The organism is Ensifer sp. 22460, from assembly GCF_052044935.1.
Classification (GTDB): Bacteria; Pseudomonadota; Alphaproteobacteria; order Rhizobiales; family Rhizobiaceae; genus Ensifer.
This window is the reverse complement of the sequence record NZ_JBQENZ010000050.1, coordinates 1-23100: the sequence shown is the minus strand read 5'-3', so window position 1 is coordinate 23100 and position 23100 is coordinate 1. Positions and strand designations below refer to the sequence as shown.

Below are 23100 nucleotides of genomic sequence, written 5' to 3'. Positions count from 1 at the left end.
CGACACGCCCGGCTTCTACCTGCAGCCAGCGCTGTTCACCGAGGCGACCAATCAGATGCGCATTTCGCGGGAAGAGATCTTCGGGCCGGTGGCGTCCGTCATCCGCGTCCGGGACTACGACGAGGCGCTCGCGGTGGCCAACGACACCCCCTTCGGCCTGTCCTCCGGGATCGCCACCACCAGCCTGAAACATGCGACCCATTTCAAGCGCAATGCCGAGGCCGGCATGGTCATGGTCAACCTGCCGACCGCCGGCGTCGATTTCCACGTGCCCTTTGGCGGCCGCAAGGGCTCGTCCCATGGTTCGCGCGAGCAGGGCCGCTACGCCGCCGAGTTCTACACCACCGTCAAGACGGCCTACACGTCGGCGTAGATGTGAGCATGAGCCCCGCCGTTCGACTGGCGATTTACGTGTTGAACGTCGGGGCAATTCGAATGATTCGAACAGACGCAGCAACCGCAAACACACGGGTCATCAACTCTGGGGATCAGATCCGCTCTCAGAGGACGGCATAGAGGGAGCGCGACGACACCACATACTGGATCGCCGCAAGCAGGAGCGCGACCGCGACGATCACGCCGATACGCAAAATCCTATCAAGAAAGGTTTCCTGGCCCTGCATCGTCAACCTCGTTCTTCAACCGGTGAGTTCGACAATAGCCAAAGCCAAAGTACCACCCTCGCGAGTCTCAGGACAGACCCGCGATGGTGGTCGCAGACACGATGGATGACTTTATAGCGCCGGCGCGGCTAGCAGCGAACAGGCCCAGGGATAGGGCGTTGACTTAAAGGGCAGCGCGCTTGTCACGTTTCCCGACACGGGCAAGCAGATAGTCCACTTCTGCTCGCGCTGTCGGTGTCAGCATCTGGGCCGGCTTGCGTTGGGCGTCGGAGGTGATGACGCCGCGGCGTTTCAGAACGTGCTTGCGAACGGCAAGGCCGATGCCAAGCTGTTGCTCGTAGCGGATCAAAGGCAGGTGCGCATCGAAGAGGTCGTGCGCCTCATCCCTCTTTCCGGCCGCAAACAGACCCATCAGCTCGGTGAGCATGTCCGGGAAGCCATAGCCGGTCATGGCGCCGTCGGCGCCTCGTTCCGGCTCGAAGTCGAGGAACATGCCGCCATTGCCGCAGAGCACGGAAAAATCGCGAAGCTCTCCCGCCTTCTGCAGGGCGCGCAGCTTCGATATCTTTTCAAGGCCTGGCCAGTCCTCGTGTTTCAGCATCAGGCAGGACGTGTGGTTGGTCATGATCTTCGCGATGACGCCGGGCGTCATGACGACCGTAAGGGTCAGCGGATAGTCCTGGAGAACCCACGGCACATCCTCGCCGACAGCTTCCACCGCGCCTGCGAAATAGTTGACGATCTGGTCATCGGTGCGCAGGGCGGGAGGCGGAGCGATCATCACGCCAGCGGCACCCATCTCCATCGAGTCACGCGCCAACGAGCGCATGCTGGCAAAACCTGGAGCGGAGACGCCGACGATCACCGGAATTTTGGACCGAGAGACCACGCGCTTGACGATGGCCCGGCTCTCCTCCGGTTCGAGCTTCGGGGCCTCGCCCATGATCCCGAGGATCGTGACGCCGGTGCAGCCGCTCTCCTCATAAAAGCCCGTGAGCTTGTCGATCGATTTGAAATCGATCGAGCCGTCCTCGAAGAACGGCGTGGTTGCGATGGCGTAGACGCCCTTGGATTGCGTGCCGAACGTCATTTCTGGCTGTCCTTCCAGGCCTCATACCGGGCCTTCGTTTCTGCATTCATTGGGTAAAGACCGGGAAGCGGCACGCCCCGATCGACTTCACTCATGATCCAGGCCTCCATGCGCTCCTGTTCGGGCGCCTCAGTGAGCACCTCGTCGAGAAGCGCTGCCGGGATGATGACTGCACCGTCGTCATCGACCACGACAATGTCGTCCGGAAGCACGGCAACGCCGCCGCAATTGATCGGCTGCTGCCATCCGACAAAGGTCAGCCCTGCGACCGACGGCGGCGCTGCGATGCCATTGCACCACACCTTCATGCCGCTCGCCAACACACCCTCAGAGTCGCGCATCACGCCGTCTGTGACGAGGCCGGCAACGTTGCGTTTCGCCATCCGGGCACACAGGATGTCACCGAAGATGCCGGCATCGCCGATGCCCATCGCGTCGACAACCGCGACACAGCCCTCCGGCATCGCCTCGATCGCCGCCCGGGTGGAGATCGGCGATGCCCAGCTCGCAGGCGTGGCGAGGTCCTCCCGCGCAGGGATGAAGCGCAGCGTAAATGCTCTCCCGACAGCCCGCCCTTGGCCGGGTTTCAGCGGCTTGGTGCCGCGCATCCAGACATTGCGAAGTCCCTTTTTCAGGAGAACCGTCGTGAGCGTTGCGGTGGACACGTCCTTCAGGGTTTCGACGACTTGAGGTTCAAGTGACATGAGGATCCCGCTCGATCAGATGCTGTTGATCAGACCGCCATCGACACGGATGACGGAGCCGGTGATGTAGGAAGCGCGGGGGCTGGCAAGGAAGGTGACGGTGTCGCCGTATTCTTTCGGGTCGCCGTAGCGCCCGACCGGAATGGACCGGGTACTTTCGGCGGTGACTTCGGCCACCGGCCTGTTCTCACGCTTCGCCTTCTGCTCGTCCAGAAACACGATCCGCCCGGTGGCGATGCGTCCTGGCAGCACGATGTTTGCGGTGATGCCATCGCGCCCGACCTCGCGCGCCAACGTTTTTGACCAGCCCACAAGCGCCAGGCGCAGGCTGTTCGATATCCCGAGATTTGCAATCGGTGCGACGACGCCGGAAGACGTGGAGGTGATGATGCGCCCCCATTTACGCTCGCGCATGCCCGGCAGCACCGCGTCGGTGACCGCGATCACTGAGCGAACCATGAGGTCGAAGTACTTCGACCAATCGTCGGGCGACTGGCCCGCAGCCGGCGTCGGCGGCGGGCCGCCAGTGTTGTTGACCAGGATGTCGACCGGGCCAAACGCGTTGTTTATGGCGTCGAGCTCCTGACCAGCCAGGGACAGGTCGCCAATATCCCAGGTGAGCGGAATGGCCTTGCCACCCTCGGCCTTGATTGCATCCGCGGTCGCCTTGGCGCTTTCTTCGTGTATGTCGGCGACGGCGACGGAAACGCCTTCGGCCGCAAGCGACCTTGCGATTGCGCCGCCAAGTCCACCGCCGGCGCCGAAGACAAGCGCCGTCTTGCCCTTCAAATGTAGATCCACCTCTTCCTCCTTTGTTTCCGGGTCACTATGGCAACGCACAAACAAGAGAAAAACCTTCCTTTTTATTCCTTCAGTCGATAGTAAAAGTATCGATGGAAACCCGCTTTCTCGAAACCTTCCTGGCTGTCGTTCAACACGGCTCTCTGGCTGAGGCGTCGCGCCGCCTGGGTGTGACGCCGGCCGCGGTCGCGCAACGTATCCAGGCGTTGGAAGACGAGATCGGCCTGCCCCTTCTCGCGCGATCAGGTCGGCGGGTGAAGCCAACCGAAGCGGGCGTCGCGATCCTGGAAAAGAGCCGACGCGTTCTATCGGAAGTCAGACAGTTGAAAGGACTGGCACACGACGACCAGGCATTCGGAGAACTGAGGCTTGGTGCCATTTCGACGGCACTGACGGGCCTGCTTCCGCATGCGTTGCGAAGGGTGTTCGACACGACGCCGGGCGTTGACATCTTCCTGCTGCCGGGCACGTCGGCAGAACTCTATAACAGCGTGCTGGAGGAAAATATCGACGCGGCAATCCTCGTCAAACCACCCTTCCCCTTACCCAAGACTTTGCACTGGGAGCTGATCCGAGCAGAGCCGTTCGTCCTTCTGGCGCCGCCCGATCTTGCGAACATCCCCGCCGACCGCTTGCTTCGCGAGCAACCGTTCATCCGATACGACAGAAGCAATTGGGGTGGCCGGCTGGCAGACACCTATCTTCAATCCCAGCGGATTCTTCCTCGCGAGTGGCTGGAACTCGACTCGCTCGAAGCCATTTCGGTGATGGTTGAAGCCGGGCTGGGTGTATCGCTTATGCCCGACTGGCGTTCGTCCCTCTTCGACAATCTGCGCGTCGCGCGGCTATCGCTACGCAATGCACCGTGCCGCGAGATCGGCCTGCTCAGACCTCGCAACGTGCCATCAGCCCGACTGATACAGGCCATTCTCGATGCCATTCGGTTATAGAGCGGACCGGACTTCGCCGCACGGGCCGTCCTCGTTCTGGTCTTTACGCGCACCACCATGGCTCGAAGCTGACCCGGCGATGGGCGTGTGTACACCAACAATCGACGGCCGCTTTCGCCTTCGTCATGCCTTCGCACGCTGACCTCGCTCGTGCCCGCAGAGTGCATGCGGTCCTATCCCGGCCGCTTCGCCGAGGCGCTTTCCCGGCCTTGAGGCTGCTGCCGTCGTGCCCCAAGCGACCAGCCGGCAAAACGGGCCAGGAGCCCGCGAAAAAGCGCCTCTATGAAGAGCGACCAACCGCGCGGCTCCTCGGGACCGTCCAGATCCCGCCGGGCAACCACATAGCCGATCCCCCGCAACATCGCGGCCGCCTCAGTGCCGGAAGGCACGCAGCGGCTTGCCGCTGCGCTGGGTGACGCCGACGCCGGGAGCCGTGCCGACCTGTGCATTGGAGGCAGCAAGCAGCGGTTTGCCGCGCACCATGTCTGAGCCACGCTCGGCGAGCATGATCGTCGGCGCGTTGAGGTTGGCGTTCGGCTCCGCCGGGAAGACGGAGCTGTCGATGACCCGGAGGCCGCCGATGCCGCGCACCCGGAGTTCGCTGTCGACGACGGCCATCTCGTCCTCGCCCATGCGGCAGGAGCCGCAGGGGTGGTAGGTGCTTTCCATGGTCTCACGCACCCAGGCGTCGATCTCGTCGTTGCTGCGCACATCCTTGCCGGGCGCGATCTCCTCGCCGCGGAAGCGGTCGAAGGCGGGTTGGGCGACGATTTCGCGGGTGAGCCGCAGGCAGCGCCGAAAGCCTTCGCGGTCCTCCTCGCGGTCGAGATAGTTGAAGAGGATATCCGGCTGCTCGTGCGCCTCCGGCGAGCGCAGCCGCACATAACCGCGGCTCTTCGGCTTGTTCGGCCCCGTCAACACCATGAAACCGTGACCGTCGAGCGGCTTCTTGCCGTCATAGCGCATGGCGGCCGGCAGAAAGTGGAACTGGATATCCGGCCACTGGAGGGAGGCGTCGGAACGAATGAAGCCTCCGCTCTCGAAATGGTTGGAGACCGAAAGCCCCTTCTTGAAGAGCAGCCATTCCGCACCGATCAGGGCTTTGCTCAAAAGCCCCATCTTGCCGTTGAGTGTGATCGGCTCCTTGCAGGCATACTGGATGTAGACCTCGGAGTGGTCCTGCAGATTCTCGCCGACGCCCGGCAGATCGTGCAGCACCTCGACGCCCGCCTTTTGCAGCACCGCAGCCGGGCCGATGCCGGAGCGTTGCAGGAGGTGCGGCGAGCCGATCGGGCCGGACGAAATCAGCACTTCGCGGCTGGCCTTCACCACAATGCGTTCCCCGCCGCCCTGTTCGTATTCGACGCCGACGGCGCGTTTTCCCTCGAGCAGCACGCGCCGCGTCATGGCATGGGTGACGACCCTGAGGTTCGGCCGGCTCATCGCCGGTTTGAGATAGGCATTGGCCGTCGACCAGCGCACGCCGTCCTTGACGGTCATGTGCATCGGCCCAAAGCCCTCCTGCATATGGCCGTTCGGGTCTTCCGTCGTGATATAGCCCGCCTCGTGGCCGGCATCGACGAAGGCCCGGTAGAGCGGGTTCTGCATCCTGTTGCCGGCATTGGTAGCAAGCGGGCCAGCGGCGCCGCGATAGGCGTCGCCCCCGTCCTGCCAGCTTTCGGCGCGTTGGAAATAGGGCAGGCAATTGGCATAGCGCCAGCCGCGCGCCCCAAGCTCCTCCCACTCGTCGAAGTCGCGGGCATGGCCGCGCATGTAGACAAGCCCGTTGATCGAGGAGGAACCGCCGATGACCTTTCCACGCGGGCAGTGGACCCGGCGGCCGTCGAGGCCGGGCTCCGGCAGGGTCATGTATTTCCAGTTGTACTTCGTGCCGTTCATCGGGATGGACAGCGCCGTCGGCATCTGGATGAAGATCGACTTGTCGCTGCCGCCGTATTCGAGGACCAGGACTTTTACGGCCGGGTCTTCCGAAAGCCGGTTGGCGAGCACGCAGCCGGCCGATCCGGCGCCGATGATGATGTAGTCGTAGGTATCGCTCATGGCGGTCATCCCGATATTACGGATAGAGGCCCCAGCCACGCCCGCGGGCGAAAAGCCGGGTCAGGACATAGTGGACCGCGCCGGCTGCAAGGCAGGAAGGCACGGAGGCGGTGAGGTACTTGAAGGCCGGCAGGCTTGCGAGCGTCTGCGGATTGAAGACGAGCACGTAGACCGCGAAACCGACGGCAAGTGCAAAGAGGCCGATGGGATTGAAGCCGCCCCAGAAACGGTAGGGACCGTTTTCCTGCGGACCGTGTAGGCTGCGCATGTCGAGCTTCTGGCGGCGCAGGAAGAAGTAGTCGGCAATGCCGATGCCGGCGAGCGCGGAATTGAGCGCCGAGGTCCAGACGAGGAAGATGAAGAAGCCGTCATACATCTGCGGATAGAAGACCACGAGGCCGAGCGGGATGACGCAGAACAGGAAGAGGATCGCCCCCCAGGAGATGGCCCGCACCGAGGCCGTGCCCACCTGCCGCAGACCGACGATGGAGGTGTAAAGGATGTTGGCCATCGAGGTCATGTTGGCGAAGGCGACGAAGAGCAGTGCGATGATGCCGATGACGGGCCCGGCGATCTTGGTCATCCAGATCGTCGGGTCGCTGTCGCCGAGTGCGACGGCTGCGAGCAGGCCGACAATTTCGCCGAGTGCGGCGGCGCCAAAAATGCCGAGGATGTTCGGCCAAAAGGCGGTGCGTTCGTTCTTGGTGAGGCGGGCGAGATTTCCGATATAGGGCCACCAGGAGAAGCCGGCGGCAAGGTTCACTTCGATAGCGATAATGAAGTTGAGCGTATTATCCTCAAACGGCGGGGAAAGCGCCGGCATCGCCAGCAGCTCGGAGAAGGAGCGGTGCTGGAGGATGAGGTAGAGCATCACGATCATCAGGATCACCAGCGCGGGCGAGACGACCATGTTGAAGAACTTGATCGAGGTCGGCCCCTTGGCGACGATGAACCAGGTAACGAGGATGGCGCCGACGGCGGCGACGATCATCTTGATGCCGGTCGGGTTGGCGGCCTCGCCGGAGCTCAGCGCCGTCAACCCGTCGATCGAGCGGCCGAACATCATGGCCAGCACCGCAAGCCAGCCCATGGTGAGCACCACGACGGCCAGCACATAGACGACGCGGCTGCCGTTATAACCGAACTGGCTGCGCAGCGCGACGAACTGCTCGATGCCGTAGCGGCCGGAAAGCGGCGTGGTGGCGAGTGCCGTCAGCATGACACCGACGATATTGCCGATGATGATGGCGGCAATGCCCTCCTTCGGTCCGACGAAAAGACCGACGGAGCCGCCGATCAGGAAGGCCCAGGTGGCGATGGCAAGTGCCGAATTGGCGTAGGTGAATTCCCAGAAGCCCCAGAGCCGTTCCGAGGGCAGAAGCGGTGCATCGCCGCGTTCGGCGGCGGCACGGTTGACAGAAGCTTCCTCCCGTTGGATTTCAGCGGCGGCAAGCCCGCCATTGGCGACGTGTTCGGTCATCTCATGCCCCCCAGAACCAGGAGCCGAGGACCAGCACGAGCGTCAGCACGGTCATGCCGGCATAATCGAGGGCGGTCATCGTGCTTTCGAAGCGGTGACCCGCCTCGATGTCTTCATAGATGCGGGCGCGGCGTCCCAGTTCGTTCTGCCAGGCGATATCGTTTTCCATTTTTGGTTCCCCTATCGCGTCGCGCCTTCGGCGTCTTTCTGCGATGAAAGGCGGCTCCATCAGCCGCCGGTGGTGCGAAGCGGCCGCCCATGGGCGGCGGCCGCAAGGTTTACGGCAACGTGATCCACACGGCCTTGGTCTCCATGAGGTAGTCGAGTTGCTCCGGCCCCAGGTCCTTGCCGAAGCCCGAGGCCTTGAAGCCACCGAAGGGCATGGAGGGATCGATCGTGCTGTGGGCATTGACGTAGACGGAGCCCGCATGCAGGCGCGGGATGAGCGTGTGCACGCGCGCGAGATCGTTCGAGTAGATCGCGGCGGCAAGGCCGAACGGCGTGTCGTTCGCCAGCGAAACCGCGTCCTCCAGCGTGTCGAAGGGGCTGGTGACCAGTACCGGCCCAAAAATCTCGTCGCGAACGATGCTCATCTCCGGCTTGCAATAGGCAAAGATCGCCGGTTCGATAAAATGGCCCGGTCGGTCGGGGCTGCCGCCGCCATGGATCAGCTCCGCGCCCTCGCGGCGGCCGGCCTCGATATAGCTGGAAACCACCTTCTTCTGCTGCGCCGAGACCATGGGGCCGATGTAGCAATCGCGGTCGAGGCCCGGCGCAAGCTTCAGCGTACGGGTGACAGCAACCAGCTCTTCGAGGAAGGCGTCATGCACCGACCGCTGGACATAGACGCGGGTGCCGGCATCGCAGACTTGGCCGGAATTGAAGAACACGCCGTTTGCCACCGCACGGGCAGCACTTGCCAGATCGGCATCGTCGAGCACCAGCACCGGTGATTTGCCGCCGAGTTCCAGCGTGACGTGCTTCAGATTACCGACCGCCGTGCGGCCGACCTCCTGCCCGACCGGCGTCGAGCCGGTAAAGGTGACCTTGTCGATGCCCGGATGGGTCGACATGGCCGCGCCGATGACGCTGCCCTTGCCCGTGACGATATTGACCACGCCATCGGGAATGCCGGCCTCCTGCACCAGTTCGGCAAAGCGCAGGGTGGAAAGCGAGGTGAGTTCCGCCGGCTTGACGATGACGGTGCACCCGACAGCAAGGGCAGCCGCGAGCTTCCACGCCATGGTCTGCAGCGGAAAGTTCCACGGCACGATGGCGGCGACGACGCCGAGCGGTTCCTTGCGGGTATAGGCGAGATAATTGCCGGGAATGGAAGGTTCGACGGTGCGGCCGTGCAGCTTTGTCGGCCAGCCGGCGAAATAGCGGAACGTATCAACCGTGCCCTGGATATCGATCTCGCGGGCAAAGGTCACCGACTTGCCCATGTCGATGGCTTCGATTTCCGCCAACTCGTCGGCATGGGTCTCGATGAGGTCGGCGAGGCGGTGCAGCAGCCGTTCGCGTTCGAGCGGCTTGAGGAGACGCCATGCGCCGCCATCGAACTGGGCGCGGGCAGCGCGGACGGCCCGGTCGAGATCGTCCGTAGTGCCCGAGGGCGCGCGGGTGATCAGGCCGCCGGTGGAGGGCTCGAAAATGTCGAAGGTCGCGCCATTGCCGCTGTCGACCCAGGCGCCGCCGATGAACATCTTCTGGGGCTTGGCCAGAAACCGCCGCGTCGCATCGCTGACGCCGTATTGATCCATATAATTGCGGACGCATTCGTCCATGTCTCTTCCTCCTCGTCGGCCGCCGCTGGCGTGCCGGCCCTTCCCGGGGTCTTTGCTCAGCGTTTTTCGGCTCTTGCATGCATGACGCGGCCGATGAGGTTCATGAGAACCTGCGCGGCCAGAATGGATGTGCCTCCGGTGTGGTCGTAGTCGGGGGCGACCTCGACCAGATCGATGCCGACGATGTTCCCGCGCTTGGCGAGCGCCGCCAGGATCTCCAGCACCTCGTAATAGATGAAGCCGCCATGCGACGGCGTGCCGGTACCCGGCGCGATCGACGGATCGAAGCCGTCGATGTCGATGGTGACATAATAGCGCGCGCCGGCCGGCACCCGGTCCACCACGCCCTGCGTGCCCAACGCCCGGATCTGGCGCACGGAGAGAATATCGGAGCCCATCTTGCGGGCATCCTCATAACCTTCCTTGGCGGTGGAGGAGACGTTGCGGATGCCGAGCTGCGACAGGCCGCTGACATAGGGCTTTTCCGCCGCGCGGCGCATCGGGTTGCCGTGGCCGTAGCGCACGCCATGGCGCTCGTCGACGAAATCGAGATGGGCGTCGATCTGCACGATGTGGATCGGACCGTTCTTCTCGCAATCCTCGGCAAAGGCATTGACGCAGGGGATGTTGATGGAATGATCGCCCCCGAGCACCACCGGCAGTGCGCTGGCGGCCAAAATCTTGCGCACGCCGAATTCGATGTTCGCGTGGCTCTTCATCGTGTCGGTGTGGACGATGTCGGCGTCGCCGATGTCGACGATCGAGACCGCGCCGCTCGGAAGATAGGTGACGTCGTCCTCATGATCGTAGGCGCCGCCATGGCCGAAGGAGAACAGGGTCGAGGCTTCGCGGATCGAGCGCGGCCCGAAGCGGGTGCCGGCACGCCACTGGGTGCCGCAGTCGAACGGCGCGCCGAGGATCGCCACGTCGGCGTCGATCGCGTCCCAGTCCGGCTGATAGGGATATTTGCCGAAGGTGCAGATGCCGACAAACGGCAGGTTCAATCGTCCGGTTTCATAGGAATTGCTGGTCATGTGTCTCCTCCACAGGTGAAGGAGATTGCGGAAGGTCGATACGTTTAAAAATATCTATGATTGGATGTTTAGTTGTGGCTTAATCAATGCATGATCAACAAGGTTCGCCACCGCGTTCTCAACCTATCGCTCGGCGATGCCGAGCTCCGGCTGCTGCGCGTCTTTGCTTCAGTCGTGCAGCACGGCGGCTTTTCTGCCGCGCAGTCAGCGCTCGGCATGACGCAGGCGACAATCTCCACCCATATGCGCAATCTGGAACAGCGGCTGGCCTTGCGCCTGTGCACCCGCGGCCGCAGCGGCTTCCAGCTAACGGAGGAAGGACGGCTCGTCTATGACGCGGCGCTCGAACTCTTCGGCTCGCTGGAGAAATTCCAGAGCCGCATCGGCGAGGCGCAGGGTGAGCTTTCCGGCAATCTCAGCTTCGGCACCGTCGATGCGATGATCACCAATCGCGAACTCGACCTTCAGGGCGCACTCGCCAGCTTCCATGCGAAAGCGCCGCGCGTGCATCTGGAAATCGATGTCGCAGCACCGCAGGTGCTGCACCAGGGGCTACTGAACGGCTCCTATCAGGTCGTGCTCATGCCATCGGTCGGCAGCGTCACGTCGCATGTCCGTAGCCAGCCGGTGTTTTCCGAAGTTCAGAAGCTCTATTGCGCCGAGCGCCACCAGCTCTTTGCCCGCCCCGACGAAGAGCTCACCGACGCGGTGCTGGCATCCCAGTCCTTTGCCGGCCGCACCTATATGCTCAACGAGACGATCTGCGGCGTGAACTTCACGTGGGCCGCCGCAACGCCGCATATGGAGGGCACACTGCTGCTTCTGCTTTCCGGCGCTTATATCGGCTTCCTGCCCGATCACTATGCAGACGAATGGGTGCGCACCGGCCGTCTCAGGATACTTGCCCCCGAGCGCATGACCTTCGAGGATATGTTCCATCTCGCCTATCCCCGCAACAAGCCTTCACGCGCGGCCGAAACCCTGGCAGAGGCGATCACCGAGAGCGTACGAAAGCCGCACTGATGCTTTCCGCTGGCCCCGGAAACCAGGGCCAGACGGCTCAGTCCTGGGACAATTCCAGGAAATGTCACTGCTCACGTCCTTATCGCCCCGATCTGCAACCACGTAGCCGATGCCGCGCAGCATTTTCCGCTCCCTGCCCTACCGAACCCGAACGGGCTCGGCGTAGTAGGGCAGCCGGTCGATCCGCGGCGACCACCGTCCCTTGTCGACGACCGTGCGCACATGCGCTGCAATCTCCTCCATCGGCGCGAACCAGACGTCCCCGCGCTGAAGAACCCGCGCAAGGAAGCGGTGCGCCACTTCCAAGCGCGCAAGGCGTCCGGTGGAGAAGGGATGCACGACCGGCACCCGGAGCGCGCCTATCGGCGAGCGCGACGCGCGCACCGATGGCTGCAAAAGCGAGCGCGCAGGCAGCCGCGAGGTGGCACGCGCATCGTGATGTCTTGAACGGGGAAATGCGATCCTCGAGGACCGTTTGCTATTGGGAGACGGTGCGCGTGCGTCCGAAGGCGCGCAGTAGCAGGTTCATCGAAACAGCGATCTTGTCGATGTCGGGGACGTCTCGGGAGTAGCGTCCGGTATAGAGCTTGACGATCATCTGGTCGCGCTCTTTGCCGCTGAGTTCGTAGTGAAGGTGAAGGTAGAAGCGCCTCTTGTCTCCGGCGCGCGAGATGTCGCCGCGCCGCTGCGTCACTTGCCTGAGATCTGCGTGTAGCGGCTCGAAGCCATCAAGTCTGAGCGTCAGCTGTGTGGACTGGAAACGCACTTCAGTCGGAACGGCGACCACCGCCTTGTCGAGTGAGAGGCTGACCACGCGCCCCGGCGTGCCGTCGACATTGGCGGGCTCATCGAGCCTAAAAGCCTGAAAAAGGCGACACGGTTTCTCAAAGCAGATGAGAGAAGCGATGACAAGGACGACGATGTTGATGCCCGACCAGAGAGCCCCGATCGCCGAGAACGAGCCGTGTACCCGTGCCGTTTCCGGAACGATGTTGATCAGGAGCCCCAGTGCTGTGGCAGTGATGAAGCCCGCGATCCAAGAGAACGTGTAGGCATCGAAGGCGTTGGCCTCGTTACCGGTGCCTTTCGGGGTCACCTTGAACGGCTTGCCGAAGGGCCGTACGAGGCTGGAAACGACCGTCGGCAGCATGCGAAAGGTTGCGAACGTCCCGACGGCGCTGGAAACCACCGGGAGGTAGCGCGTCGGGGTGATCCACAGCATCAACAGGAAATAGGCCGCCAGAACGGGAAGCTGGTTAGAGACATAGTCGGCAACGCCGGTGAAGTGCAGCGGCAAGGCGCCGAACCAGAGATAGGCGATCGGCACCAGCAGGACGATCAGGCGCACGACGTACTGCACGAGCCAGGACATGGGAAGAAACATGATCCGCTGGAACAACGACAAGCCCGGTCCGCGCAAGGGGCCGTTGTGGAGATAGAGCGTCTGGATGCCGCCCTGGCACCAGCGCTCTCGCTGGACGAAATAGCCCGTCAGGTTCTCGGCTGCCAACCCCATCGACAGGCGCTCGTTCAAGTAGCGGGTCTTGTAGCCTTTATTCAGCATCGACAGTGTCGTCAACAAATCTTCGGTGATCGATTCCGTCGGGAAGCCGCCGATCGCATCGACTGCCTTGCGGCGGGCGATCGAGCACGACCCACAGCAGAAGCTGACGTCCCAGACGTCGCGGCTCGGAGCGATCTCGTCGAAAAAGAGGCGCTGTTCGTCCGGCCAGATGTTCTCCAGACCCAGGTTTGACTGGACCGGATCGACATTGAAGAAATGCTGCGGCGTCTGGACGATCCCGATCTGCTCGTCCGAGAAGAACGGCAAGGTACGCTTGAGAAAATGGCGATATGGAACGAAGTCGGCATCGAAAATGGCAATGAAGTCGCCCGAACTCGCGCGGAGCCCGTTGTTCATGTTGCCGGCTTTCGCGTGCGCATTGTCCGTTCGCGTCAAGTGGACTGCACCTCGCTCTGTGCAGAAGGTCTTCAGCCAATCACGCCGGCCGTCATCGAGGACATAGACCGTGAACTTGTCTTTCGGATAGTCGAGTGCCAACGCCCCGACGATCGTCCGCTCCAAGACATCGAGCGGTTCATTGTAGGTCGGAATAAAAACGTCGACCGTAGGCAGATCCTGTTGTTCGCGAGCGAAGAACGTCTTTCCCAAGCGGTCCGCTTCGGAACTCCGGTCAACGTATCGGCTCATCAAGATGAGGAAAAGAACGACCTCGGTGAAGGCAAGGAGCTCGATAATGAAGACAACCCAAACCCACCATGCGTTCGCGCCATCGGCTGGATAGGGAAGAACGGTCTCGAAAAGACGCCAGACCATATAGCGCAATGCGACAGCGCCCACGACGGTGCAGGTGATGGTGCGCGCCCAGGTTTGATGCCGCGACCAATTGGATGGCCCAAGCAGGAAAAAGGCAATAACCAGCAATGTGGGCGCGAGCGCTAAAAGAGGTTGAACCACAAGCTTTTGATCCACTGCGTCAGTTGCAGATTGTGCCTGGAGATGCGTACCTGGGCGGTCCGCCCCACCTGGCAAAAATTGCCGAAATCGGTGTTGAGTGCTGAGGGTATGAGTTGAACGCGTATCCTGGCATCCTGCTCCTCGGCCTCCGGCTCCTTGGCAGCTAGATTGTCCTTCTCGACAACGGCAGAAGAGCCTTTGACTGCCTGCACCTTCCCCTTGAAGACGTCGCTCCGACCGAGAAGCCGAACCTCCGCTTCGCGACCCGGATAGATCTCATCGTAATCGACTTCGGGAACGAGGATATCGACGAAAAGCTCGCGGCAATCGAGGATACGCATAAGCTCGTTGTTCAAGATGACATTGGAACCGTTGACGACGTTCCGGGTCCACACTACGCCGCTGAATGGCGAAGAGATCGCCGCCGATTCGAGACTGCGAACACGCTTCTCTTCCTCGACCAGTTGATAATCTATCTGGTCGGCGCGCGTGCTGTTTTCGACAATGCGGGTGTTGATATCGTTTATGCGAACGATCACCTCGTCCTGGCGCTGGCGGGAATAGGGTACATCGTTTTGACCATCGCCCACGATGAATATCCCCTGACGAAGCGCCGTCAGTCGTTGTTCGAGCAGCTCGAGCGACAGATTGCTGATCTCGACCTCTCCGCCCGTGGCAGCGCCCGCGGCTGCGGCCGACTCCACCATTTTGCGTGTAAAAATCCCTTTCGACTCCAACTCCTGCCGTCGGTCGAGGTCTACCTTGGCGACGAAGTCCTGGGCACGCGATACCTCGACCCGTTTCTGCAGGATGCGAAGCTCGCGTTCCAGACTTGCAATGGTGGCGTTCTTGAAATTCTCAAGCCGATCGGCGAGTTGGGTGCGCAACGCGACAAGTTCGTCCCGTTCCCGCTCGAGCGCCGCAACGCGATCATCCGCGGTCTTTCCTTCCGCCTGCAGCGAAGCAAGGATCGCCCGATTGACCCGATCATTGCGGATCGTCAGAAGCGTCTCGTTTGCGGCTACCGAGGTGCCGATCCGGGGTGGTGCCTGCTCAATCTCGCCATCGATCGGCGCGTTGATCACTGCAAAGCGAGCGTTGACCGTGCCATCAAGGCTGGTAAAGCCCGTGAGCCCCGGCAAGAGCACGACAATGGCAAGTGCCAGAAGCAGGATCCCAACGACAATGCGTGTGACGCGATGGTTCAGGAGCTGCATGCCCAATCCCACTCACTATCGTTGACAACGACGACGGGGCTAGCGACATGCTCCCACCGCCGGGTTAACTTCCGGTGAGATGACGAGATGAACAACCCTCAAAATTGTATGTTTTGCAGCTGAAGATTGTCCCATTTTCGAAAGATTCGGACGGACTACCGCTGTGTGTGCGGCCGATTTTCAGACAGAGGCGCGGGTCGTCCACGGGCCCCTCTTTCTGTCAGCAAAGCATCATATTTGAGTGATGCACTTCTCCGCCAAAGAGCGGAGTGAGCGTAGGTTCGGAGAGCAGAAACCCTTGAACATGTGTTGCTCCCGCGGCCTGCGCGGCTTCAAACTGCGCATAGGTTTCGACGCCTTCAATGACCACGACCGGGGCGACACAGGATGCGAGACCGACCATGTGCGAGAGAAAGCGCTCCGCGTCGTCACGACCCAGGCGCAAAAAGAATCCGTCGATCTTCACGATGTCGACGGGCAGCGACAAAAGCGCCTCGGGTGTCGAGAACCCTGTGCCAAAGTCGTCGACGGCAATTCTGTAACCAAGGGCCTGCACACTGTGCAGAAACCGGCCGGCTATCGGAAGTCCCGATACGGGAAGACTTTCCGTCAACTCGAGCACAAGCCGCGATGCAAACCTCGTATTTGCCGACAACAGATCGAAGAGAAGCGCTCTGTTGCGTTCGTCGGAAATACTTTCGACTGAAATGTTGCACCCTAGGACGCCGGATGGCTGGCACGCGAGCCAGTCAAAAGCGAGGGCGAGCATATGCCTGTCAAGCGCGGCAACACGGCCTGCCGCCTCCAGATAGCTGATGAACTCGCTGGCTGCCATGATCTCGCCATCGGGTTTGATGAGCCTTCCCAGGCATTCCGAGTAAAGGACGCGGCCGACGTCGGCGACAAAATTTATGTGTTGAAGCGAAAAACCGACACGTCCCTGTTTCACTGCCTGGTCGAAGACTTCCGCGACACGATCAAACATTCGAATTCCGCCTGGTTTGGCAACCGGCCCGACAACATCGCCGGAGCCGGCCGCCTGTCTTTTGTTTTACTGGGCGCTTTCTACTTCCGGATCCGTTTCTACGTCCGGATCCGTCTCATCCACGGTCGATGGCGGCAGCGTCTCGCGGATTTCATCGATCTTGCCGACCGCAGGGCCAACGCCGAGTATCTCCTTGGCTTCATCGACCATGTCGTCGGTCACCACACCGTCCTTGGTGAAGCTCGCAAGGGCTTCGCGCAGCGCTTCGTCACTCAGCGCCGGATCCGTGGGGATGGCATCCTCACCGTTTTCAGCCTCAAACTCGGCATAGGCGATCGCATAGGCCCGAACCCCGGCCATCTTCGGATCGTTCGAATTGAGGTAAGCGTGATAGTTCCGGTTGAGCGAACGGAAACCCGGCGCGTTCCCCGGCGTTACCGGTTCAACAACCGGATCCAACTCCACCGGCGCTGATTTGACGACTTTGTCGGCCTTCGCCGGCTTGGACGCTTTTTCCTTGCCGCTTGATGTGTGGGTCTTCTTATGCGATTTCTCGCCGGACTTGTTTCCTTTCGTCTCCTTGCTTCCACGCGCGTTGTCGGACTTGCCGTGGCCGGAACTGCCACCACGATCGCTGCCGTGGCCGCCACCATGGTCACTACCGTTTCCGCCGCCATTGCCGCCCTTGGCATAGGCGAAACCGCTCAGCCCCAAGTTACCGCCAGCAACCGGCGCGATTGCCAGTGTTAGTGTCATGATGCTTCGCGCGATCAGTCTCGTCATGGCCATGAGAATCTCCTTATTCCAACTTGCTGTTCACTGTCCTTTCGCGGACTCAAGCGAACGATCATTGATGCACGGACGATATCTGCGCCCCGGACACGGCGCCATCGGCCCCAGACCATTGCCTCCGCGCTTGGGACTTAGGTCCGGGCCCAAAGGCATCAAAGGTCCGATCAAGCTCGCGTCGATCGGCCTGCCATTGACCGCGTTTCGAGAGTGGTTAGGTTGAGCTGGGCTTGCTACAATGGTTGCGCCGCACGAGCCGGCGGCCCGATCCGAGAGACCTGGTGCGCTTCAATCAACTCATCACCCGCTGGAATTCTCAATCGCTCGCCAGGCAGTTTCTGCTTATCGGCGGAGCAGTCTCGGCATGCGCCATGGTGTTGATCGGAGCCTTTGTTTCGAACCGGATCGAAGATGCGGTCACCCGGAACTCGGCCGCGACGACTGCACTCTATGTGGATAGTGTGATTGCGCCGCTGCTGCCCGACATGCAGAAAAACGAAGTCCTCGACGGGACCGTGGCACGCGCGTTGGATGAGACCCTCGGCCAGGGCGCACTGGGTGAGCGGCTTCTCTCTTTCCGCCTCTGGCGCGCGGACGGCACGCTCCTCTATTCGAGCGATCGGGCCGCTGTCGGCACGAAGGTTGAGCTCAGCGGTGAATTGCAAACCGCATTTTCCGGCAACATGGCCGCGCGCTTCGATCAGGAAGGGGAATTAGCGACTGATAAGGGTTCGGACGTGCCGGCGCTTGTGATCTACAATCCCGTACTGCAGCCCTGGTCCGGGCAGGTGGTTGCCGTGTCGGAATTCCACGAAGTCGCCAATGAGTTTCAGCAAAGTCTCAATCAGGCGCGTATGCACACTTGGCTGGCGGTCGCGGCCTTCACGCTTGCCTTCTTTGTCGTGCTGTCGGCAATCGTGCTTCGCGGCAGCAAGACGATTGAGAGCCAGCGCCATGCGCTCAAGCAACGGGTCGAGGAGCTCTCGGAATCGCTCGCGCAGAACGAAAAATTGCGGGGTCGTCTTCAGCGCGCCTCACAACGTGCCACCGCGTTGAACGAAAGTTATCTGAGACGCATCGGAGCGGACCTGCACGATGGCCCTGCCCAACTCGTCGCCTATGCCTCGCTCAGGTTGGACAGTGAAGCCTTGAAGCACAGCAAAACGCCGGCCGCCACGCGCGACCGCGAAATTGGTGCGATAAAGGCGAGTTTGGACGAAGCGATGCAGGAGATCCGCACGCTCTGCGGCGGCCTGGTCCTGCCGCAGATAGAAACGGCAGGTCTGGCCGAAATCTTGCAGCGGTGCGTGAAGGCGCATCAGCAGCGGACAGGGGCGCCCGTCGAATTGCACTTGACGAAGCCCCCCGAACGCCTCTCGCAGGCGGCGAAGATATGCATCTACCGGTTCGTGCAAGAGACCCTCAACAATGGCTTTCACCACGCCGGCGGTGTCGGACAGCGGGTAACGCAGCGGACGGATGGCGACCGTGTAACGATCGAGGTTGCCGATAGTGGACCCGGTTTTGACCCGGACACAGTTCTGCCCACAAGTCTTGGTCTTGCCGGCTTACGAGAACGGATCGAAAGTCTCGGAGGAACGTTCGAGCTCGTTGTGGCTCCGACCGGTACAACCGTTCGCATGACGACCAGCGTCAAGGAGATATGACAATTATGGCGTTTCCCATTCGCGTTGCTATCGTGGACGATCACCCCTTGTTTCGGGAAGGTGTGACGCGGAGCCTGTCGGAGATCGAGGGCTTTGAAATTGTCGCCGAGGGTAGCTCGAAGGACGATGCCACCCAGATCGCGGAGAGCCTTGGACCAGATATCATGCTCATGGATATCTCCATGCCCGGTGGTGGCCTGGAGGCCATACCGGCGATCCTGAAAATCGCCCCATCACAGAAGATTATCATGCTCACCGTTTCCGAAGACGGCGACGACGTGACAACTGCGCTGGATCGAGGTGCCACCGGCTATGTGCTGAAGGGCGTCGGTGCAAGAGCGCTTGCCGAGGTCATTCGCACCGTGGCTTCGGGAGAGCGCTATGTGGCGCCGACCTTGTCGGCCAAGCTTCTGTCCAGCCGGACACCTTCGGTAAGCGGCAGGTCCGGCCTGATCGCCGGTCTAACGCCTCGTGAAAGGGAAGTTCTGGAATTGGTGGCAGCCGGTATGAGCAACAAGCATATCGCAATCCAACTGGACCTGCAGGAAAAGACCGTAAAGCATCATATGACCCAGATCATGACAAAGCTGGGCGTCAGCAACCGCACTGAAGCGGCCATGGTGCTGCGCGATGCGCGCGAAGTCTGATCCACGTCGAACAAGGATGGCGCAACCGGCTCGGTGCGCCTGCCCTCACTTAATGCAAGAATGAATCTATCCGTTTTCTATCGTTTGCCGTCGCGCGGCGGTTGATGATAGTGCGTCCGCGGGCATCCTTCATGATGTAGCGGCCATTCGCGATCTCTTCGGTAATGCCGCCTTCGTGGCGAACGCCGACATCCTGCCCATTGGCCTTTGCGTTCCCACGATTGGAGTTCTTGGAACGCTCGCTGTTGGAGTTGGAGCGGTCACTGCCACTTGAACTCCCACCTCCGTTCCCGCCACCGCTTCCTCCACCATTTCCGCCACCGTTGCCGCCACCGTTCCCGCCATTTCCGCCCCCGCCTCCATTACCATTGCCACTGTTGGCGAAGGCGACCGTCTTGACGATCGTAAGTCCAGCGCTCGACGTTTCGAGGCTGTAGGGTAAGGAGATGGCGAGGGTGCAGACTGCCGGCAAGAATGCTGTCAGGATCATCCGACGCGTGATCATAATGTCTCCAAGGTCATTTCGTGCGCAAGCGCACTTAGCGCGGCGGGTAACGAACCGACTTTGCCCTTGACCGAGACGCACAGTCAACTCGCTCCAGCAAAGATCCTGCCTGCACAGGACCTTTCCCTTACCCCGGCTGGACCTTCGTCCCATCCAAGCCAGACTATGGTCGGAAGACCGGGCGGGGGTCCGCTGGTGCGATCCGGCGGACCAGCCAGGCAGACGCGCTTAAAAAGACGGCTCCCGGAGGAGCCGATGAGGTAAGTGAAAGGGCCAAATGTCAGGATCGCCGATCCGTGAAGGCTCCTGGTTGACCCCATTTGAAGGGCATGCTGTTAGGGCGGGGCTAGATATTCATCGAAGGTTGAGTGGCGCCAAAGGGCGGTCCTATCGTCCCCGCCCGACGGCGCTGCTGCCGCTGCCCGACCCATCCGGAGGGTCGGCAGAAGTACTTTCGAAACCTCTCATCGCTGCGTGAGATAGATGTCCGGGATCGTTCTGAAACGGCAAAACTCTCGCCTGGAAAACTCTCGCCTGGTGGGAATCCCAGAGGACAAAAGCCTATCGGGCAGGTCCCCCTCCGTTGAGGCTCAGGCGGTCATTGCGATAAAAAGAGAGCCTCTACCCCGCTAAGGAAGAGGCTCAGTCGGTGCATGCGATCGGCCTCTGCAGCGGGGACTGCCGAAGGTGGCAATCGCAATGAGACAAGGGTGACTGATGCCCCGCCCAAAGACAACTTCCCTAAAGGGACTAGCCCTGATCAGCCGAAGATATAACCGGGTGCCTGCACAACAAAATGTCGGGCAGCGGTTTACGAGCGTGGCAGCCGCACACCTTCCAATCTATTCCTCATGAACGATTTCAAAGGCAGCGTCCTGCGCAAGAACCAACGTCTCAATCAAAACAGTGGAGTTGCAACAGTCGACCAAAAGGCCTGTTGTCGTATACCAAGATGGGCGGACGCCCGGTTGAGGATTAGATTGCTTGTCGGCCTCGCTGGTGAGGTCCCGTCCCACCTAAGACCTAAGTCCTATTTGCGCCGGCAAAGGTCCTACTCTGCTTGTGACGCAATTCAATCCCAGAATATCCTAACTACAACCATGGCGTCATCCACCGCCACGGCCGCAAAAGTGGTTCCAGAGTCGCTTGTGACGCCTTTCCGGGTGACTCTGGAACACAGCACCAAACTGCTCGCAGGTTCATTAATATTAATTAAAAATCCGAACCTGCCGCATGTCATCTCTGCTTTTTCGCCGGGACATTTATGCCAGACGGCTCGGCCGTTCAGCCGCAACGCTATCGATGCCCTTACGCTGATCCGGCTTCGCGAAGCGGCACAACCTCCGATATATTAGATAGTCCTTAAGGATGACTTGAGGGGCCCATGCAAGAGGCGTAGCGTCCCAGTCTAAGCCAGGTGCCTCATTGTAGAACACCTGACAAGGCGTGATGAGAACACGCATAGGGGGGGAATTTCCCAGAACAAATCTTTTTTTCCGAAGTGGATAGAGGCCCTGACGCTTGAGGGCCCCTATCCCTTTTCTTTGGCCAATTCATTTTCGTGGAGGATAACCTCGATGGCACTGGACATCCAGACTCAAGACATCATCATCGACGAGAGCATCGGTCTTACGGACGACGATATTAACCCGTCCGGCAACACCAACCCCACGCTGTTGTATCTCCTGGGTCTTGACGATCCGGGCGGGCTGACCTCACCGGAGGTCGCCCACCAAGCCGACTTCGTGCAGGCCTCGGCGAGCGCAGGGGAAACCATCTCCGGGATCGTTCTCGCGAAGGATGCCTCGGGCACACCCTTTTCCAAAACCGTCGGCGTGAACAGCGGCATCCAAACGGTCGATGGCAACTATGTCTGGCTGTTCCAGGACTCCACGAATCCCAACGTGGTGATCGGCGTCATCGGAACCTCCGACCCGCTTGCAGAACCCGATGAAAACGGGCCGCTCGCCTTCGCGTTTGGGCTGGACCCCACGAGCGCCACTAAAGCGGACCTTTACCTGGTTCAGTACGTGCCGCTGCTCCATCCGGATGAGACCGACCCGGACGACCGCATCGATCTGACTGATCATGTGTTCGCCTCGGTCACGGGGACTTCCGTGCTCAGTTTCTTGGGGCAGAACGCCGCGTCCGGCAATCATGATTTCTACGTGATCAATTCCTCCACTGACGCTTCCAAGCAGCTTCTCGTGACAGGTTTCCTGAGCGCAGCAAATGCCACCGCCAACGTGAGTACACAGGGATTCGGCATCGGTAACCAAAGCATCAATCCGACCGAAACGCTGCAATGCGATTTTGTCACCGGCGGCAATCTCCCTGCGGGCTCTGGCTCCCAAATCCAGTACGGCAGCCATCTCGATAACGTCACGCAGGCTGGGTTCACGATCAATCAGATCACACCTTCGGCCGAGACTAGGCGGGTGGACATCACCATCAGGGCCTTCGACAATACGGGCAACGAGCAAGGATCGGACTTCTTCAACGGCACCACGACCAACCCCGTCGACATCACCAGCATCAAGTTGACGGGCACGTCCGGGTTTGCCACCACCATCACCGCCGATGGCACTTATGCCACGGGAAGCGGTAACGTGACCATCTCGGGGCTCACCGGCACTGGGAACGCCGTCACCATCACTGGGCTGGATAACGTCACGACCGTCGATTTCACCACCGCCACCCAAATGGATCGGCTGACGGTTACGGGGGTCGACGCGACTGAAGGCTGCGACATCACCGAATTCCATTTCACGTCGCAATCCTCCAACGCCCACACCGAAGAGGTCGGCTCGTTCATCAACTTCGATGACGATGGGCCGAGCATCACGGCAGCCGGCACTCCGCCGGAACTGACGGTCGACGAGACCGATTTGACGGACGACGACAGCGCCGACTTCTCGACCTCCTTCACCTCGGATGCCGGTGAGGATGGTGACGCCATCAGCTATGCGCTCGGCATCAATCAGGCCAACAACGACAGTGGCCTCGTCGACACCGCAACCGGCGACGCCGTCCTGCTCTTCAAGGAAGGTGACAACGTGGTCGGTCGTGCCGGCTCGGCCGTCGGCGCTGTTGTGTTCACGGTCAGCGTCAGCGCCGCCGGCGTCGTCACGCTCGACCAGGCCCGCGCGGTGGTCCATCCGGACGCCAGCAACCATGACGACAGCATCACCTTGGCTGCTGCCGACCTCATCACCCTGACGGCAACCATCACCGACAACGACGGGGACGAGGACTCGG

Annotated in this window: 21 protein-coding genes; 6 read left to right on the top strand and 15 right to left on the bottom strand. The window is 61.1% G+C overall.

Translation table 11 applies throughout. The features are described from left to right. A partial coding sequence (locus tag ACTJKM_RS34930; protein ID WP_440661847.1) for an aldehyde dehydrogenase family protein occupies positions 1-373 on the top strand: 373 nt, incomplete at its 5' end. Between the two features lie 127 nt (positions 374-500). Here the strand turns inward: ACTJKM_RS34930 and ACTJKM_RS34925 are convergent. The 4 genes from ACTJKM_RS34925 to ACTJKM_RS34910 form a co-directional block, all read right to left on the bottom strand. Further along, positions 501-623 (bottom strand): hypothetical protein, encoded by a 123-nt coding sequence (locus ACTJKM_RS34925; protein WP_256436675.1) that lies wholly within the window; start codon positions 621-623, stop codon positions 501-503. A gap of 163 nt (positions 624-786) precedes the next feature. After that, positions 787-1713, bottom strand: a complete 927-nt coding sequence (locus ACTJKM_RS34920; RefSeq protein ID WP_058329301.1) for a dihydrodipicolinate synthase family protein — start codon at positions 1711-1713, stop codon at positions 787-789. Next, complete coding sequence (locus tag ACTJKM_RS34915) at positions 1710-2417, bottom strand: ribonuclease activity regulator RraA (RefSeq protein WP_440661846.1); 708 nt, start codon at positions 2415-2417, stop codon at positions 1710-1712. The genes ACTJKM_RS34920 and ACTJKM_RS34915 overlap by 4 nt, the downstream gene beginning before the upstream one ends. A 15-nt stretch (positions 2418-2432) precedes the next feature. Beyond that, the gene (locus ACTJKM_RS34910; RefSeq protein ID WP_440661845.1) at positions 2433-3218 is read right to left on the bottom strand and encodes an SDR family oxidoreductase; all 786 of its coding nucleotides are present in this window, start codon (positions 3216-3218) and stop codon (positions 2433-2435) included. A gap of 92 nt (positions 3219-3310) precedes the next feature. Between ACTJKM_RS34910 and ACTJKM_RS34905 the strand changes: the two genes are divergently transcribed. Continuing rightward, on the top strand, positions 3311-4168 hold the full coding sequence (locus ACTJKM_RS34905; RefSeq protein WP_113515245.1) for a LysR family transcriptional regulator: 858 nt from the start codon (positions 3311-3313) through the stop codon (positions 4166-4168). A 372-nt stretch (positions 4169-4540) separates the two neighbouring features. Here ACTJKM_RS34905 and betA read toward each other — a convergent pair whose 3' ends face one another. From betA to speB, 5 genes are all read right to left on the bottom strand, one after another. Further along, positions 4541-6229: a choline dehydrogenase gene (gene betA, locus ACTJKM_RS34900; protein ID WP_113515247.1), complete on the bottom strand. Its 1689-nt coding sequence runs from the start codon at positions 6227-6229 to the stop codon at positions 4541-4543. Between the two features lie 16 nt (positions 6230-6245). Continuing rightward, positions 6246-7709, bottom strand: a complete 1464-nt coding sequence (locus ACTJKM_RS34895; protein ID WP_058329307.1) for a purine-cytosine permease family protein — start codon at positions 7707-7709, stop codon at positions 6246-6248. 1 nt (position 7710) lies between these two features. Then, entirely contained in the window at positions 7711-7878 is a 168-nt protein-coding gene (locus ACTJKM_RS34890; protein WP_113515249.1) for a hypothetical protein, read from the bottom strand. A 109-nt stretch (positions 7879-7987) separates the two neighbouring features. Continuing rightward, entirely contained in the window at positions 7988-9496 is a 1509-nt protein-coding gene (locus ACTJKM_RS34885; RefSeq protein WP_440661844.1) for an aldehyde dehydrogenase family protein, read from the bottom strand. A gap of 56 nt (positions 9497-9552) precedes the next feature. Next, positions 9553-10530 carry an agmatinase gene (speB, locus tag ACTJKM_RS34880; protein ID WP_058329309.1) on the bottom strand — a complete coding sequence of 326 codons (978 nt, stop codon included), beginning with the start codon at positions 10528-10530 and terminating at the stop codon, positions 9553-9555. Positions 10531-10620: 90 nt separating this feature from the next. Between speB and ACTJKM_RS34875 the strand changes: the two genes are divergently transcribed. Continuing rightward, the gene (locus ACTJKM_RS34875) at positions 10621-11553 is read left to right on the top strand and encodes a LysR family transcriptional regulator (RefSeq protein WP_440661843.1); all 933 of its coding nucleotides are present in this window, start codon (positions 10621-10623) and stop codon (positions 11551-11553) included. 138 nt (positions 11554-11691) lie between these two features. On the opposite strand, the gene ACTJKM_RS34870 is transcribed toward ACTJKM_RS34875, so the two are convergent. From ACTJKM_RS34870 to ACTJKM_RS34850, 5 genes are all read right to left on the bottom strand, one after another. Continuing rightward, positions 11692-11892: a hypothetical protein gene (locus ACTJKM_RS34870; RefSeq protein WP_440661842.1), complete on the bottom strand. Its 201-nt coding sequence runs from the start codon at positions 11890-11892 to the stop codon at positions 11692-11694. Between the two features lie 139 nt (positions 11893-12031). After that, positions 12032-14032: a glycosyltransferase gene (locus tag ACTJKM_RS34865; RefSeq protein ID WP_113515255.1), complete on the bottom strand. Its 2001-nt coding sequence runs from the start codon at positions 14030-14032 to the stop codon at positions 12032-12034. Beyond that, entirely contained in the window at positions 14014-15249 is a 1236-nt protein-coding gene (locus ACTJKM_RS34860; protein ID WP_113515257.1) for an HlyD family secretion protein, read from the bottom strand. Before ACTJKM_RS34860 ends, ACTJKM_RS34865 begins: the two co-directional genes overlap by 19 nt. A 220-nt stretch (positions 15250-15469) precedes the next feature. Next, positions 15470-16234 (bottom strand): EAL domain-containing protein, encoded by a 765-nt coding sequence (locus ACTJKM_RS34855; protein ID WP_113515259.1) that lies wholly within the window; start codon positions 16232-16234, stop codon positions 15470-15472. A gap of 66 nt (positions 16235-16300) precedes the next feature. Beyond that, entirely contained in the window at positions 16301-17023 is a 723-nt protein-coding gene (locus ACTJKM_RS34850; protein ID WP_058329315.1) for a hypothetical protein, read from the bottom strand. A gap of 281 nt (positions 17024-17304) precedes the next feature. Here ACTJKM_RS34850 and ACTJKM_RS34845 point away from each other — a divergent pair, with 281 nt between their 5' ends. Beyond that, the gene (locus ACTJKM_RS34845) at positions 17305-18690 is read left to right on the top strand and encodes a sensor histidine kinase (protein ID WP_113515261.1); all 1386 of its coding nucleotides are present in this window, start codon (positions 17305-17307) and stop codon (positions 18688-18690) included. A 5-nt stretch (positions 18691-18695) separates the two neighbouring features. Then, positions 18696-19337 carry a LuxR C-terminal-related transcriptional regulator gene (locus ACTJKM_RS34840; protein ID WP_058329317.1) on the top strand — a complete coding sequence of 214 codons (642 nt, stop codon included), beginning with the start codon at positions 18696-18698 and terminating at the stop codon, positions 19335-19337. A gap of 49 nt (positions 19338-19386) precedes the next feature. On the opposite strand, the gene ACTJKM_RS34835 is transcribed toward ACTJKM_RS34840, so the two are convergent. Beyond that, the gene (locus ACTJKM_RS34835) at positions 19387-19842 is read right to left on the bottom strand and encodes a hypothetical protein (RefSeq protein ID WP_058329318.1); all 456 of its coding nucleotides are present in this window, start codon (positions 19840-19842) and stop codon (positions 19387-19389) included. Positions 19843-21419: 1577 nt separating this feature from the next. On the opposite strand from ACTJKM_RS34835, the gene ACTJKM_RS34830 reads away from it, so the two are divergent. Further along, positions 21420-23100 (top strand): DUF5801 repeats-in-toxin domain-containing protein (locus ACTJKM_RS34830; RefSeq protein WP_440661841.1); only part of this gene is annotated, 1681 nt, incomplete at its 3' end.

Excerpts from the sequence above, each read along its gene's own strand:
- ACTJKM_RS34835 (WP_058329318.1), bottom strand. The coding sequence starts at position 19,842 with ATGATCACGCGTCGGATGATCCTGACAGCATTCTTGCCGGCAGTCTGC.
- ACTJKM_RS34840 (WP_058329317.1), top strand. The coding sequence starts at position 18,696 with ATGGCGTTTCCCATTCGCGTTGCTATCGTGGACGATCACCCCTTGTTT.
- ACTJKM_RS34850 (WP_058329315.1), bottom strand. The coding sequence starts at position 17,023 with ATGGCCATGACGAGACTGATCGCGCGAAGCATCATGACACTAACACTG.
- ACTJKM_RS34855 (WP_113515259.1), bottom strand. The coding sequence starts at position 16,234 with ATGTTTGATCGTGTCGCGGAAGTCTTCGACCAGGCAGTGAAACAGGGA.
- ACTJKM_RS34860 (WP_113515257.1), bottom strand. The coding sequence starts at position 15,249 with ATGCAGCTCCTGAACCATCGCGTCACACGCATTGTCGTTGGGATCCTG.
- betA (WP_113515247.1), bottom strand. The coding sequence starts at position 6,229 with ATGAGCGATACCTACGACTACATCATCATCGGCGCCGGATCGGCCGGC.
- ACTJKM_RS34915 (WP_440661846.1), bottom strand. The coding sequence starts at position 2,417 with ATGTCACTTGAACCTCAAGTCGTCGAAACCCTGAAGGACGTGTCCACC.
- ACTJKM_RS34925 (WP_256436675.1), bottom strand. The coding sequence starts at position 623 with ATGCAGGGCCAGGAAACCTTTCTTGATAGGATTTTGCGTATCGGCGTG.
- ACTJKM_RS34890 (WP_113515249.1), bottom strand. The coding sequence starts at position 7,878 with ATGGAAAACGATATCGCCTGGCAGAACGAACTGGGACGCCGCGCCCGC.
- ACTJKM_RS34885 (WP_440661844.1), bottom strand. The coding sequence starts at position 9,496 with ATGGACGAATGCGTCCGCAATTATATGGATCAATACGGCGTCAGCGAT.
- ACTJKM_RS34905 (WP_113515245.1), top strand. The coding sequence starts at position 3,311 with ATGGAAACCCGCTTTCTCGAAACCTTCCTGGCTGTCGTTCAACACGGC.
- speB (WP_058329309.1), bottom strand. The coding sequence starts at position 10,530 with ATGACCAGCAATTCCTATGAAACCGGACGATTGAACCTGCCGTTTGTC.
- ACTJKM_RS34875 (WP_440661843.1), top strand. The coding sequence starts at position 10,621 with ATGATCAACAAGGTTCGCCACCGCGTTCTCAACCTATCGCTCGGCGAT.
- ACTJKM_RS34920 (WP_058329301.1), bottom strand. The coding sequence starts at position 1,713 with ATGACGTTCGGCACGCAATCCAAGGGCGTCTACGCCATCGCAACCACG.
- ACTJKM_RS34895 (WP_058329307.1), bottom strand. The coding sequence starts at position 7,709 with ATGACCGAACACGTCGCCAATGGCGGGCTTGCCGCCGCTGAAATCCAA.